Here is a 15345-nt window from a genome sequence, read left to right as displayed (position 1 = left end):
CTTATGGCAATTATCATTGGAACCAGCGGTAACGACACCCTACGGGGCGCTTTAGATTACAACGATTTCTACGATACCCTAACTGGTGGCGGTGGCAAAGATATATTTTTTTTTGATGACGACTCAAACTTCATTAATACGATCACCGATTTTAGTGGAGTAGATAAAGGAACAAACCCCACAGCAGCAATGACTGCTGAAGTCGATACCCTAAATTTCCAAAACTATACTGGCTTCACTGCCCAAAACTTGCTCCTTACCCAGAATGGTAACAACCTGGAAATCAACTCTCAAAGGTCTAGCTTTGACAAAATCATTTTAGAAAACTTTGCCCTAGAAAACCTGGATAACCTCAGCAAATCCACTGGAGCCAGCGTGGATTTGGGCAATATTCTGTTTTCTGGGCAAACTACGATCACCGACAGCTTTGATGTCTTCGATGCTAACTCCACCCAAAGCACTGTATTTAAAAAAAACACAGTCACCTTCCTAAACGATCTAGACAACAATGTTAGTGGCTTTGACAATTCAAATGATGTCATCAATGGTCAAGGGGGTGATGACATTATTCAAGGTTTAAGTGGCAATGATATTTTGAGAGGTGGTGCGGGCAATAATACCCTCAATGGTGGTGTTGGTGACGATTCTTTGGATGCTGACTTCCCCTCAGGCAATAATCTGCTTAATGGTGGCGATGGCAATGATTCTCTCTTCGCCTCTGGCAGCAACGCCTACTTCAGCTATTTCGGCAAAGAAGTCGACGATCGCTCTTTAGGCAATAATACCCTCAACGGTAGTGTTGGTGACGACTCTTTGGATGCTAGCGGTTCATTAGGCGATAACCTGCTTTTTGGAGGCGATGGCAATGATTCTCTTTCCATCTCTGGGAGGCAAACAAGTGCGGAGTACACAGCGTATAACTCTCGCTCAGATGGCGATAACACCCTCAACGGTGGTGCGGGTGATGATACCTTGAGCGCTAGTGGTTCATCAGGTGATAACCTGCTTTTTGGAGGCGATGGCAATGATTTTCTAGACATCTATGGCTATATTTACCGAAATTTGGACTACAGCTACAACTCTCGCTCATCTGGCAAGAACCTGCTTTCTGGCGGCGATGGCAATGATACTCTAACAGCCTCTGGTGCTACTGGTAATAACACACTCAACGGTGGTAATGGCGATGATAGCCTTACAGGCGGTAATGGCGATGATAGCCTTACAGGCGGCGGTGGTAAGGATAAATTTGTTTACAAAGGCTTAAGCAAAGACAGGACTAATACTTACACAGGCGACGACACGATTAATAATGGCACTACTACTATCACCGATTTTACTGGAGTAGGTGAAGGAATAAACCCCACAGCAGCAGTCATTGCCGAAGTCGATACTCTGATATTCCAGGACAATAGTGGTTTCACTGCCAACAATTTGCTTCTCACCCAGAATGGCAACAATCTGGAAATCAGCTTTCAAGGGTATGGTGATACCAGATTCATTCTGGAAAACTTTGCCCTGGAAAACTTGGATAACCTAAGCTTATCTACTGGAGCCAGCGTGGATTTGGGTAATATTCTGTTTTCTGGGCAAACTGGCATCACCGACAGCTTTGATGTCTTCGATGCTAACTCCACCCAAAGCACTGTCTTTAAAAAAAACACAGTCACCTTCCTAAACGACCTCGACAACAATGTTAGTGGATTTGACAATTCAAATGATGTGATCAATGCTCAAGGGGGTAATGACATTATTGAAGGCTTAAGTGGCAGTGACATTTTGAGGGGTGGCGATGGCAATGATACTCTCAACGGTGGCGATGGCAATGATACTCTTGATGGTGGCGATGGCAATAACACCCTCAATGGTGGCGATGGCGATGATTTTTTAAATTTCACCTCCCTATCTACCTTAGTGACTCAAACAGTAGATGGGGGAACAGGTAACGACTTTTTGTCTTTGAGTTATAGCAGTGCTACCACCGGAATTACTGCGACTTTTGATCCGACTACTAATATTACAGTAATTTCGACGACACCAGACACAACAGTGTTTAGCTATAAGTTTATCGAACAATTAAATATCACAGGTACAAACTACAATGATTATCTAGTCGGAAGCACTGGTAATGATACGCTCCGCTCAGGCAATGGCAACGATACAATAGATGGCGGTGCTGGTGAAGATTTATTAGATATTAGTTTTTCAAAAGGAAATCACCTGCTTAATGGAGGTGATGGCAATGATTCTTTACAGGCCCAGAGTAATATTTACGACGAATTCGGAAATTACGTTGGAAGTAGTGCCTCTGGCGATAACACCCTCAACGGTGGTGCTGGTAACGATACATTAGATATTTACGGTTCAGCAGACGATAATCTATTAGATGGGGGCGATGGTAATGATTCTCTGAGAGCCATTAATACCTCAGGTAATAACACCCTCATCGGTGGTGTTGGTGACGATACATTGGATGTTTACGGTTCAAGTGCCAACATATTAAATGGGGGCGATGGTAATGATTCCCTGATAGCCTCTGGTGCCATTGGTAATAACACCCTCGAAGGTGGCAGTGGTGATGATACCCTCAGAGGTGGCAGTGGTGATGCGATCATCATCGGTGGCAAGGGTAATGATCGGCTGTTTGGGGAAGGTGGCATTGATACCTTTGTTTTCAATAGTTTCGATGAAGGTCTTGATTTGATACGTGACTTCGGTGCCAATAATGAACCGAATGAACTAATTCAGGTGTCGGCTGCTGGTTTTGGTGGCGGTTTATCAGCAGGTGTACTTCAAGCAAGTCAGTTTACACTTGGAGAATCTGCGACCACTAGTAGCCAGCGATTTATTTATAACTCTACTACAGGTGCATTGTTCTTTGATCAGGATGGTAGTGCAGGCGCATTTACTCAGGTACAATTTGCCGGATTATCTCCTGGGTTGTCACTAACGAACAACAATTTTGTGGTTGTTTAATCTTATCCTCAATGTAATTGAATAAAGTCTGCCCAAAGCTTTAACTTTTAGCATACTATTTGTGCGCTCAAACAGCACTAACTCGATTATTGACAACTAAAGTTACTCCAAAATATTGATTCAATCAGGAAAAACTTATGGCAATTATCATTGGAACCAACGGGAAGGATACCCTAAAGGGCGCTACAAATGACTACAATTTCCACGATTACTACGACACTCTAACTGGTGGCGGTAGCAATGATATATTTTTTGACAGCGCCTCAAACGACATTAATACGATCACCGATTTCGGTGGAGTAGGTAAAGGAACAAACCCAACAGCAGCAGTCATTGCAGAAGTGGATACCCTAAGTTTCCAGAACTTTAGTAACTACTATAGTGACTTCACTGCACAAAACTTGCTCCTTACCCAGAATGGCAATAATCTGGAAATCAGCTTTCAAGGGTATGGTGATACCAGATTCATTCTGGAAAACTTTGCCCTGGAAAATTTGGATAACCTAAGCTTATCTACTGGAGCGACTGTAAATTCAGGCAATATTCTGTTTTATGGGCAAACTACGATCACCGACAGCTTTGATGTTTTCGATGCTAACTCCACCCAAAGCACTGTATTTAAAAAAAACACAGTCACCTTCCTAAACGACCTAGACAACAATGTTAGTGGATTTGACAATTCCAATGATGTGATCAATGGTCAAGGGGGCGATGACATTATTCAAGGCTTAAGTGGCAATGACCTTTTAAGAGGTAGTGCAGGCAATAATACCCTCAACGGTGGTGTTGGTGACGACTTTTTAGATGCTGACTTTCCCTCAGGTAATAATCTGCTTAATGGTGGCGATGGCAATGATTCTCTCTTCGCCTCTGGCAACTACACGTACCTCAGCTATCAAGAAAGAAGTGTTGATGATCGCTCACATGGCAATAATACTCTCAACGGTGGTGTTGGTGACGACTCTTTGGATGCTAGCGGTTCATTTGGGGATAACCTCTTAGATGGAGGCGATGGCAATGATTCTCTCTCCATCTCTGGGAGTGATAAGCGTGAAGAGTCCTCATCGCATAACTCTCGTTCACATGGCAATAATACCCTCAACGGTGGTGCTGGTGATGATACCTTGAGCGCTAGTGGTTCAAATGGTGATAACCTGCTTTTTGGAGGCGATGGCAATGATTTTCTAGATATCTCTGGCTATGCTTACCAAGGTTATGGCTATTACTTCTACTTCGACTCTCGCTCATCTGGCAATAACCTCCTTTCTGGGGGCGATGGCAATGATACTCTAACCACTGGTAATAACACCCTCAACGGTGGTAAAGATAGCCTCACAGGCGGCGGTGGTAAGGATAAATTTGTTTACAAAGGCTTAAGCTATGACACAACTGATATTGATAGACACATCCACACGATTAGTACTGGCACTCATACAATCACCGATTTTACTGGAGTAGGTGAAGGAATAAAACCCACAGCAGCAGTCATAGCCGAAGTGGATACTCTAATATTCCAGGACAATAATGGCTTCACTGCCGACAATTTGCTTCTCACCCAGAATGGCACAAGTTTGTCAATCAGCTTTCAAGGGTATGATGATACCAGATTCATCCTGGAAAACTTTGCCCTATCCAACCTGGATAACCTAAGTTTATCTACTGGAGCCACCGTAGATTTGGGCAATATTCTGTTTTCTGGGCAAACTAGCATCACCGACAGCTTTGATGTCTTTGATGCTAACTCCACCCAAAGCACTGTCTTTAAAAAAAATACAGTCACCTTCCTAAATGACCTCGACAACAATGTTAGTGGATTTGACAATTCCAATGATGTCATCAATGGTCAAGGGGGTGATGACATTATTGAAGGCTTAAGTGGCAATGACATTTTAAGAGGTGGCGATGGCAATGATATTCTTAATGGTGGCAATGGCAATGATACTCTCGATGGTGGCGATGGCAATAACACCCTCAATGGCGGGAATGGCGATGATTCTTTAAATTTCTACTCTTTATCTACGTTAGTGACTCAAACAGTAGACGGGGGAACAGGTAACGACACCTTGTCTTTGAGTTATAGCAGTGCTACCACCGGAATTACTTCGACTTTCAATCCGACTACTAACATTGGAGTAATTTCTTCAACGGCGGACACAACAGTGTTTAGCTATAAGTTTATCGAACAATTAAATATCACAGGTACAGACTACGATGATTATCTAGTCGGAAGCAATGGTAATGATACGCTCCGCTCAGGCAATGGCAACGATACAATAGATGGCGGCGCTGGCGAAGATTTATTGGATATTAGTTTTTCAACAGGAAATCACTTCCTCAATGGAGGCGATGGCAATGATTCTTTACAGGCCCAGAGTATTATTTACGACGAATTCGGAACTTATATTGGAAGTAGCGCCTCTGGCAATAACACCCTCAACGGTGGTGCTGGTAACGATACATTGTTTATTGACGGTTCAGCAGAGAATAATCTATTAGATGGGGGCGATGGTAATGATTATCTATATACCGATTCTTACACTACCTCTGGTAATAACACCTTCAACGGTGGTGTTGGTAACGATACACTAAATGTTGACAGTTCAACAGGCAATAATCTGTTAGATGGGGGCGATGGTAATGATTCCCTGATAGCGTCTTTTGCCTCAGGTAATAACACGGTCATAGGTGGCAATGGTGATGATACCCTCACTGGCGGTGATGGCGATGCTATTCTCATCGGTGGCAAAGGTAATGATCGGCTGTTTGGGGAAGGTGGCATTGATACCTTTGTTTTCAATAGTTTCGATGAAGGTCTTGATTTGATACGTGACTTCGGTGCCAATAATGAACCGAATGAACTAATTCAGGTGTCGGCTGCTGGTTTTGGTGGCGGTTTATCAGCAGGTGTACTTCAAGCAAGTCAGTTTACACTTGGAGAATCTGCGACCACTAGTAGCCAGCGATTTATTTATAACTCTACTACAGGTGCATTGTTCTTTGATCAGGATGGTAGTGCAGGCGCATTTACTCAGGTACAATTTGCCGGATTATCTCCTGGGTTGTCAATAACGAACAACAATTTTGTGGTTGTTTAATCATTATCCTCGATGTAATGCGATCGCCAATATCTAAAATGTGAGCTAATTATGGATACCGTAATTACACCAGAAAGAATTGAGTTACCACCTGGCGCGGTGTTGAAGCTTTTGGGAAACTGGAAAGACTATCAAGCATTAAGTCAGCAACTAGGCGATCGCTCCTCACCTCGCATTAAATATCGCAGAGGAGAGATTTTGCTGATGACACCGCTACCAGAGCATGGAAGAGATGCGAGTTTACTGGCGGATAATTTGTAGGTTGGGGAGCCACTGCTTTGGACAAGTTTGCTGGCTTGTTTGCTCTTAGCGTTTAGTTATGCCACGCCATTATTTACTTATCCTTAAGAAAAACCTAATCCCTTCGATTTCCGAAACTCCTGAACAACATCTTTAACAGCACGTAATTCTCCCTCAACTAAATAGTTTAAATGTCGCATTTCATCTGCCGAAATCTTACCTGCAAGTGATGCGATCGCTGTTCTTAATTCAGGATATTTTTTTAAAATCTCTTGCCGAACAATTGGCACAGCTTCATAAGGAGGAAAATATTTTTTATCATCTTTTAGTACCACTACATCCAAGCGGGAAATCTGCCCATCTGTGGAACTACCCGCTACCATATCTACTTGTTTTTGAATTAGAGCACGATATACTAAACCCAAGTCCATAATTTGGGGAGGTTTAGCAAAAAGTAACCCGTAGGTTTTAGCTAATCCTGGAAAACCATCTTCCCTTTCCAAAAATTCATAGCCAAAACCGCCGCGCCACTGAGGTGTATATTGAGAAACTTGAGAGAGAGTTTGAATATTGTTACGCTTGGCATCTGCACCCCGAATAATCATCGCAAAAGTATTTTCAAAACCCAAGCTGGGCATCACTTCTAAATTAAATTGCTGCGCATAAAGTTGTTTTAACTTCTGATAAACTTCTTTAGGGTCATTAACTGCTTTTTGCTTTAAAATTCCAGTAAAAGCTGTGCCTGTGTACTCAATATACGCATCAATTTTTCCAGAGGTAATAGCACTATGACAGATGAAAGAACCACCCAAATGGAAACGACGCTCCACTTTTAAATTAGTTGTTGCCTCGATTTGCTGTGCTAATAGTTCACCTAAAATATCTTGTTCGGTAAAATCTTTGGAAGCAACAATAATATTAGCATTATTATTACTATTTAAATTCGACGTACAACTAGCGGTTAACCATAACAAGGCAAAACTTAACAAGCAAAGCGTGAAAAATCTTTTCATTAATTTTTAATTTTTAATTTATTCTCCATCCAGCCAATTGCAAAGTCAGCTAGTAATGCAATTATTGCTGCTGGAACTGCACCAGCTAAAATTAACTGATCGTTTACTACTGATATGCCGCGAAAAATAAACACTCCCAAACCACCAGCCCCAATTGCTGCGGCAATAGTTGCAATACCTATGGCAATTACCGTTGCAACTCGCACTCCTGCCAAAATTACTCCCATTGCTAAGGGAATCTCAACTTGCAGTAACAATTGTCTATCTGTCATTCCCATGCCTCTCCCAGCTTCCCGAATTGCTGGATCGATGCTAGTAATACCTGTGTAAGTGTTACGAATTATCGGCAGCAAAGAATATACAATCAGGGCGAGAATTGCTGGGACTGCTCCAATTCCGCCAATTATCGGAACAGGAATAAGTAAGCCAAATAGGGCCAAACTAGGAATAGTTTGGAAAATATTCGCTATGCCGAGAATTGGTTGGCGGAGATATGTTTTACGTGTGATTAAAATACCTAATGGAATACCTATAAGTATGGCAATTCCGATAGCAATACCTACTAAAAATAGGTGTTCTAGAGTATGCTGAAGAATTTCTGGGGCATACTTAACCAGGAAGAAATTTTTCATAAAGTATCTTGCAAAGAACGCAGACATTGCAGAAAGGCGAGGCTTTCTGGATGTTGCGATCGCATAAATTCATCTTTCGTCCCCAATACTACCAATTCTCCGCCAGACATTAAACCAATTCTCGATGCCAAAACCAAGGCTTCTTGAATATCGTGGGTGACAAACACAACAGTTTTACCTAACTCTTGCTGCAAATATCGAAACTCTTGTTGCAGTTCTAGGCGCGTAATTGGATCGAGTGCGCCAAAGGGTTCATCCATCAATAACACAGGCGGATCTGCTGCTAAAGCCCTAGCTACACCGACTCTTTGCCTTTGTCCTCCCGAAAGTTCGTGTGGGTAACGTCCCGCGAATTGTGCTGGTTCTAAGCCTACCAATTGCAACAATTCATGAACCCGCGTTTTTATTTGTTTAGATTGCCAACCTTCTAAAGATGGGACTAAACCCACATTGCGTTCAACAGTAAAATGGGGAAATAAACCAGTTTCTTGAATGACATAACCAATTTTTCGCCGCAGTTTAATTGCATCCCATTGAGTTGTAGGAATGCCATTAAATAAAACTTCACCTTGTGTTGGTGTAAATAGGCGATTAATTAACTTCATTGTCGTGGTTTTGCCGCTACCACTGCGCCCAAGTAATACCAGTGCTTCTCCTTGGCAGATGGTGAAATTGAGATTTGACACCAATGAGCGATGGTTGCGGCTAAAGGTGACATCACGGAATTCGACGGCGGTTTGGTTATTTTGCGGCATGAGTGGCTTTTGCTGGACACTAGCTATTGTATTATGTGCTGATTTTGCTAGGGTGCTAACGCCCAATTTGCTTTTCCTCAACACGTATAGCAGGGGGCGAGGCAGGAGGTAGGAGGCAGGGGGCAGAAGGCAGGAGGCAGGAGGTAGGAGGTAGAACTATTACTATTATTAGCATTCATCTTTTCAAAATGTCCTAGCCTATGTGACTACAGCTATATTTCAACACTCTAAAGTCGTAGGTGGTACTTCGGAAACAGTTTCTTTCAGATTTCTCAAAAATGCGATAAATCACCGTCTCTACAATAATCAGTCTTTTGTAGAGACGGGGATTCATCGCGTCTCTTACCTTATCCGGCATTTTATGCAGTTTTAGCATCTTCATCAGATGTTTGTTCTGCAACATTTTTCAAGCGACTCGACCTAATTTTGCGGATGCGATCGCTATTGCGAACACCACCCGCCATCTCATACTCGCGGCTGTCTTTGCCGTATTTGATCGCAACTACCATCAGCATCTTTTCAGAAAGCTGACTCAAGTTTTTTTCCATCTCTTCAATTTCCGTTTTAGAAGAGTCAACCACAGACAGAGCAGTATTATAAACATCAAGTTTGTTGCGTAACTGCTCAATTGACTCAATTAGTTTTTCCAGATTATAATTTTCATCAAATTTGATGTTTGGAACAATCGATTTCAGTCCAGCCGACCTTAACTGAGCTTTTTCTAGAATGCGGGATGTACGTTTTTGACGAGACATAAAATTACTCCTTTAAAATGCTGTTAGAGCTAGCTTGGCTTAATTAAACTGCGTTCCGGTTCAGCAGAACTCGCAGTTTTTGCTTAGAAAATTTTCAGGTCATATCGGTAATTTTTCGGTATTTATTTTCAGAATTTAATTAATAATGTAAAAAAGCAAAAGTGAGACCACTCCCGTCACGAGTAAGACCACTTCTGTCACAAGTGAAACCGCTCCCGTCATGAGTTAGACCGCTCCCGTCATGAGTTAGACCGCTCCCATCGCGACTGAAACCACTTCCGTCACGAGTGAAACCGCTCCCGTCATGAGTTAGACCACTCCTATTGCGACTGAAACCACTCCTGTTACGAGTTAGACCACTCCCATTGCGACTGAAACCACTCTCGTTACAAGTTAGACCGCTTCAGTTTGTTGGGGAGTGCGTAGATGCAAAGCAGCTTAAGCGATCGCTTAGTATTCTGCTGTAGGAAAGACCGATATAGGCGATCGCAATCGCAAGTTAGGCAAATCCAATTGCTGCGTTGTACCCCACAAGTCTGAAGTTTAGATGCATTTGTCCTGAAACACAACCCAAAGACTTTTGGGTTGACAAAAATATGAGTGTTAAAATTAGCATAATGGTGTCAAAATGCGAAAGAATACACCCAATAGGAGAATAAATGCCAGCCATTGTTAAATTACAACTCTCCTTAGAAACTTTAGCAGAAGCAATATCTTCCCTTGATTTAACAGAAAAACGTCAACTTCAAGAGCTAATTGAGCAACAAATTTTTGAAGCCGAAGAAGCGTTGTACGAAGACAATGCAGATACACTGGCCGAAATTCAAGCAGTTCGCGCTGAGTATAGGAATGGTGAGTCAGTGACTATAGATGAATATCTTGCTAACCGCTTAGAGCAGAGATAATGAGTTATGCGGTCATTATTTCAAAGTCGGTACAAAAGCAGATTGACAACTTACCAAATGATCTTGTTGAGCGTGTTATTGAAAAAATCCAAAATCTTGCTTCAGAACCGCGTCCCGATGGAATTGTCAAGTTAAAAGGTTTTGATAACGAGTATCGTATCCGTATTGGTGATTATAGAGTTCGTTATGAGATTGATGATGAAAGTCAACTCATACAAATTTTGCAGTGCAAGCATCGGAAAGATGTTTATAGAAAAAATTAGTTTTGAGATGCTCAACCTCAACGCGATCGCTTTTTGCCCAAACGCGATCGCTCTCATTGCCAAAGATAACCCCTGGCGATCGCTCATCGACAGTCTAGACAATTTCTGTGATGATTTTATGACTACCATAAATAGGTGATGTGTAACGAACTGATAACTGTTAAATCATCGCCACCATCGCGCCACATCTACAATTGCACGGAAAACTTCTGCCGTTGCTGTTTCACCACCTAATGCAAATATAACTGGAAACAATGCCTCGATCTCTTCTAGGAAATAAGAACGAGTGTGAAACGATAGCTGACGCAGCGTATTTCGCCAGAGGGTGAAAAGTGTGGCAGATGGCATTTGTGACAAACCGGAAGCTAATGCTCTCAGGGCATTGGCGCGATACTTGTCATCCTGAATTGCCCTAGCGGCAGCGAGTGCTTCTGGCAAAACCTCTGGCAGTTTGTCCGCTAATTCACTCAGGGCATTGGCGCGATACTTGTCATCCTGAAATGCCCTAGCGGCAGCGAGTGCTTCTGGCAAAACCTCTGGCAGTTTGTCCGCTAATGCACTCAGGACATTGGCGCGAAACCTGTCATTCTGAAACGCCCTAATGGCAGTAAGTGCTTCTGGCAATAACTCACTTGGCAGTTTGTCCGCTAATGCTTTTAGGGTATTAGCGCGATAATATTCATCCTGAATCGCCCTAGCAGCGGCGAGTACTTCTGGCAAAACCTCTGGCAGTTTGTCCGCTAATGCACTCAGGACATCGGCGCGATACTTGTCATCCTGAATTGCCCTAGCGGCGGCGAGTGCTTCTGGCAAAACCTCTGGCAATTTGTCCGCTAATGCACTCAGGACATCGGCGCGATACTCCTCATCTTGAATTGCCCTAGCGATGGCGAGTGCTTCTGGCAAAACCTCTGGCAGTTTGTCTGCTAATGCACTCAGGACATCGGCGCGATACTTCTTAGACTGAATTGCCCTAGCGACGGCGAGTGCTTCTGGTAATAACTCACTTGGCAGTTTGTCCGTTAATGCTTTTAGGGCATTGGTGCGATACTCCTCATTTTTAATTGCCCTAGCGGCGGCGAGTGCTTCTGGTAATAACTCACTTGGCAGTTTGTCCGTTAATGCTTTTAGGGCATTGGTGCGATACTCCTCATTTTTAATTGCCCTAGCAGCAGCGAGTGCTTTTGGTAATAACTCACTTGGCAGTTTGTCCGTTAATGCTTTTAGGGCATTGGCGCGATACTCCTCATCTTGAATTGCCCTAGCAGCAGCGAGTGCTTCTGGCAAAACCTCTGGCAGTTTGTCCGCTAATGCTCTTAGGGCATTGGCACGATACTTCTCAGACTGAATTGCCCTAGCAGCAGCGAGTGCTTCTGGCAATAACTCACTTGGCAGTTTGTCCGCTAATGCACTTAGGACATCGGCGCGAGAATATTCATTCTGAATTGTCATAGCGGCGGCGAGTGCTTCTGGCAATAACTTACTTGGCAGTTTGTCCGCTAATGCACTTAGGACATCGGCGCGAGAATATTCATTCTGAATTGCCCTAGCGGCGGCGAGTGCTTCTGGCAATAACTCACTTGGCAGTTTGTCTGCTAATGCTTTCAAGGCATGAGCATGATACATTTCATCTTGAATTGCCCTAGCGGTGGTGAGTGCTTCTGGCAACAACTCTGGCAGTTTGTCCGCTAATGCACTCAGGGCATCGGCGCGATACTTCTCAGACTGAATCGCCCTAGCGGCAGTGAGTGCTTCTGGTAACAACTCATTTGGTAATTTGTCCGCTAATCCTCTCAGGGCATTGGTGCGAGAATGCTCAGACTGAATCGCCCTAGCCGCGGCAAGTGCTTCTGGCAACAACTCACTTGGTAATTTGTCCGCTAATGCACTCAGGGCATCGGCGCGATCGCTCTCAGACTGAATCGCCTTAGCAGTGGCGAGTGCTTCCGGCAATACCTCTGGCAGTTTATCTGCTAATGCACTCAGGGCATCGGCGCGATACCTCTCAGACTGAAACGCTCTAGCGGCAGTGAGTGCTTCTGGTAACAACTCATTTGGCAGTTTGTTTGCTAATCCTCTCAGGACATCGGCACGATTTTTCTCATAGTGAATCGCCCTAGTGGCAGCAAGTGCTTCTGGCAACAACTCTGGCAGTTTGTCTGCTAATGTACTTAGAGCATTGGCGCGATACTTTTGAGACTGAATCGCCCTAGTGGTGGCAAGTGCTTCTGGCAACAATTCTGGCAGTTTGTCTGCTAATGCACTTAGGGCGTCAGCACGATACCTTTGAGACTGAATCGCCCTAGCGGCGGCAAGTGTTTCTGACAACAACTTACTTGGCAGTTTGTCCGCTAACGCACTCAGGGCATAAGCGCGATCGCTCTCAGATTGAATTGCCTTAGCGGCGGCGAGTGCTTCTGGCAACAACTCACTTGGCAGTTTGTCCGCTAATGCTCTCAGGGTATTGGTGCGAGAATATTCATCTTGAATCCCTCTAACGGCGGCGAGTGCTTCTGGCAACACCTCCGGTAGTTTGTCTGCTAATGCTCTCAAAGCATTGGCGCGATACCTGTCATTCTGAATTGCTCTAGCGGTGGCAAATGCTTCTGACAGTGCTAGTTTTTCTAAGTTTTGTGGCAAATACTTTACTAACCCTGCAAGGGCTGTCACTTTCTCCTCTAGCTTTGGTTTTTGCAGGGCATAAGCTAGTCCTTGTTCAGCAGTCCAGAAATTGTTTTTGACCAACACCAGCAGCAATTCCACTGGTAAATTAGCTGCCAAACTATTAAGAGAAGCCGTAATCAAAGCATAGCGACATTGCCAACCCACCACTTGGGGCAAAGTTACTTCAGTCCAATTTGCCTCTGCTAATTCCCAAGCGCGAAAAATATCTGTGATGTAACCCCCCGTTTGTCCCAATTTCTCCCGTACTTCATACCAGCCATTATTTCGAGTTGCTGAATTTTCCCGTAATAACTGGTGAATCTCTTCAACCCGTTTCGCCTTCTCTAAATGCCAAACTAAATGCTGATGAATGTAACCATCATCGGGCAAGCTATGCCATAAATTATTTTCAGTTTTTTGCCGATATTTCTCCAACAAACCAGCATGAGCATCAGCAAGATTCAAACCCAACCCAGCCAAATCTCCTGAGCGCTTTGGCGTAGAGGGAGCAGTTAACAAATTACATGCTAAGTCGTGAAATAAGTCATGTAAACGATAGCTGGGTGTTCCATTTACAGATACTCCAGGCAATAGTAGCGCTTTATCCGACAAATATTGCAATGTCTCAGAGGCATCGCGCTCATCGTCAATATCCCAAAGTGTTGCTACCATTTTGGGAGTAATGCTTACATCTTCAGGTAACACCCCCAGCCAACTAAAATTTTGTCTTTCTTCTTCTGGCAATAGCTTGATACTCAAATTTAATGATGCAGTTAGGCTGAGGCGTTTTAAGCTGGCTTCATCAGTAGCATCTCTAGCTCCAGTAAGGTTAAATGATTTTAATCGGGCAATTTCTTGCTGAATATCTTGTAAAAACCTTGTCCAAGAAGATGTACCACTTGCAACCTGAACAGCTGCCAATTCCAGTGCCAAAGGTAGATAACCAACAGCTTCGGCTAAATTTTCTGCTGACTGACGCTCTACACCGATGATGTGACGTCCTAATCTCTTCTCCAGCAGTTCCATCGCCTGGGCTGGTTTCATCACATCGAGATTATAAAGGCTAGCTCCCAGAGCATGAGCGATCGCGCCTTCACGAGTAGTTACCAAAACTTGACAACGCGCACCACCAAAATTAAATGCTCGTGCATCTTCGGTATTCCAAGCATCATCCACCACTAGTAACACAGCCTTGTCATAAAGCAGAGTCCGCAAATGCGAGGAAGTTGCTTCAACACTCGTAGGCTTAAAGCTATAGTCTCTTAATGCTTGCACCCAGCCACTAAGTAAAGCCAGCACATTGGGTTGTTGACCTAATGTTGCCCAAAGAATGCCATCACAAAAACGAGATTGTATTTCTGCATCATAGGCTAAAGCCGCAGCTAAAGTAGATTTGCCCACCGAACCCAAACCGTGAATCGCAGTAATTACTAAAGTGCGACTATCAGAGGATGAACCATTTAAAAGACGAGTCTTTAAATCATCGCTATACTCTGGGCGTTCTACAAAGTATGTAGGTAAAGGTGGCGCTTGAAATAGAGTAAGTTTAATTCGGGGTACAGTCGCAACACACTCATCTTGGGTGAAATTGGCTGCTAATTTTTTCGATTTATTTGGTCTTTTCTCTTCCCACGCTTCATCAAACCCTTTCAGGTTCTTCTCTCTATCCTTTGACCATAGCTTTAAAGTAAAGCGCCAGTCATCAGAACCTTGAGTTTGGAGACGGTTATCTTCCAGAATCTTCAAAAAATCCTTCAGCAAATTCAGCGCTTCTCGAATTTGCGCTTTAGTTAACTTGCCAGGATATTGGTCTTTTTGCGTCAGCAACTCCAACACAACTAACGTAGTCTGTACAGTCAGCTTGGGGTTAAGGCTATCTGCTTCTTTCCAGTCAAACTCAATTTTAAAGTTACCTTCCTCAAATTCTCCATCAACAAAACAAAGCAACGCCTCTAAGAGACGCTTGACTCGCTTTTGAATCTCAGGCCCATAGGTAGTTCGTGGCATTACATCCAAATTGAGTAAGAAGTTTGAGGCTACCCCATATTGA

General features: G+C 43.6%; 9 protein-coding genes and 2 pseudogenes. 6 read left to right on the top strand and 5 right to left on the bottom strand.

Annotated features, from left to right (window positions below; all coding sequences use genetic code 11):
- Positions 1–3 precede the first annotated feature (3 nt).
- From V7K79_RS25160 to V7K79_RS25150, 3 genes and pseudogenes are all read left to right on the top strand, one after another.
- Positions 4–2973, top strand: a pseudogene (locus V7K79_RS25160) (beta strand repeat-containing protein); the annotation flags it as partial.
- A 137-nt stretch (positions 2974–3110) separates the two neighbouring features.
- Positions 3111–6068, top strand: coding sequence for a calcium-binding protein (locus tag V7K79_RS25155; protein ID WP_335051512.1), 2958 nt, complete (start codon positions 3111–3113; stop codon positions 6066–6068).
- A gap of 51 nt (positions 6069–6119) precedes the next feature.
- Positions 6120–6317, top strand: a pseudogene (locus V7K79_RS25150) (Uma2 family endonuclease); the annotation flags it as partial.
- A 95-nt stretch (positions 6318–6412) separates the two neighbouring features.
- Here V7K79_RS25150 and V7K79_RS25145 read toward each other — a convergent pair.
- The 4 genes from V7K79_RS25145 to V7K79_RS25130 form a co-directional block, all read right to left on the bottom strand.
- A complete protein-coding gene (locus V7K79_RS25145) occupies positions 6413–7321 on the bottom strand; it encodes a glycine betaine ABC transporter substrate-binding protein (RefSeq protein WP_335051510.1) in 909 nt (302 codons plus the stop codon).
- Complete coding sequence (locus tag V7K79_RS25140; RefSeq protein ID WP_335051508.1) at positions 7321–7953, bottom strand: ABC transporter permease; 633 nt, start codon at positions 7951–7953, stop codon at positions 7321–7323. The genes V7K79_RS25145 and V7K79_RS25140 overlap by 1 nt, the downstream gene beginning before the upstream one ends.
- Positions 7950–8708, bottom strand: coding sequence for an ATP-binding cassette domain-containing protein (locus V7K79_RS25135; protein ID WP_335051646.1), 759 nt, complete (start codon positions 8706–8708; stop codon positions 7950–7952). The genes V7K79_RS25140 and V7K79_RS25135 overlap by 4 nt, the downstream gene beginning before the upstream one ends.
- Before the next feature lie 359 nt (positions 8709–9067).
- A complete protein-coding gene (locus V7K79_RS25130; RefSeq protein WP_335051506.1) occupies positions 9068–9463 on the bottom strand; it encodes a hypothetical protein in 396 nt (131 codons plus the stop codon).
- A gap of 659 nt (positions 9464–10122) precedes the next feature.
- On the opposite strand from V7K79_RS25130, the gene V7K79_RS25125 reads away from it, so the two are divergent.
- Genes V7K79_RS25125 through V7K79_RS25115 form a run of 3 tightly spaced genes read left to right on the top strand, consistent with a single transcriptional unit; the run spans position 10123 to position 10770 of the window.
- Positions 10123–10368, top strand: coding sequence for a hypothetical protein (locus V7K79_RS25125; RefSeq protein ID WP_335051504.1), 246 nt, complete (start codon positions 10123–10125; stop codon positions 10366–10368).
- Positions 10368–10631 (top strand): type II toxin-antitoxin system RelE family toxin, encoded by a 264-nt coding sequence (locus tag V7K79_RS25120; RefSeq protein ID WP_335051502.1) that lies wholly within the window; start codon positions 10368–10370, stop codon positions 10629–10631. Before V7K79_RS25125 ends, V7K79_RS25120 begins: the two co-directional genes overlap by 1 nt.
- Positions 10612–10770, top strand: coding sequence for a hypothetical protein (locus tag V7K79_RS25115; protein ID WP_335051500.1), 159 nt, complete (start codon positions 10612–10614; stop codon positions 10768–10770). Before V7K79_RS25120 ends, V7K79_RS25115 begins: the two co-directional genes overlap by 20 nt.
- Positions 10771–10796: 26 nt before the next feature.
- Here the strand turns inward: V7K79_RS25115 and V7K79_RS25110 are convergent, their stop codons facing one another.
- A complete protein-coding gene (locus V7K79_RS25110) occupies positions 10797–15302 on the bottom strand; it encodes an NB-ARC domain-containing protein (protein WP_335051498.1) in 4506 nt (1501 codons plus the stop codon).
- Positions 15303–15345 lie beyond the last annotated feature (43 nt).

The organism is Nostoc sp. (assembly GCF_036917575.1).
Lineage (GTDB): Bacteria > Cyanobacteriota > Cyanobacteriia > Cyanobacteriales > Nostocaceae > Nostoc.
Note: the sequence above shows the minus strand (reverse complement) of the source record. Positions and strands in the feature narration are given on the sequence as shown.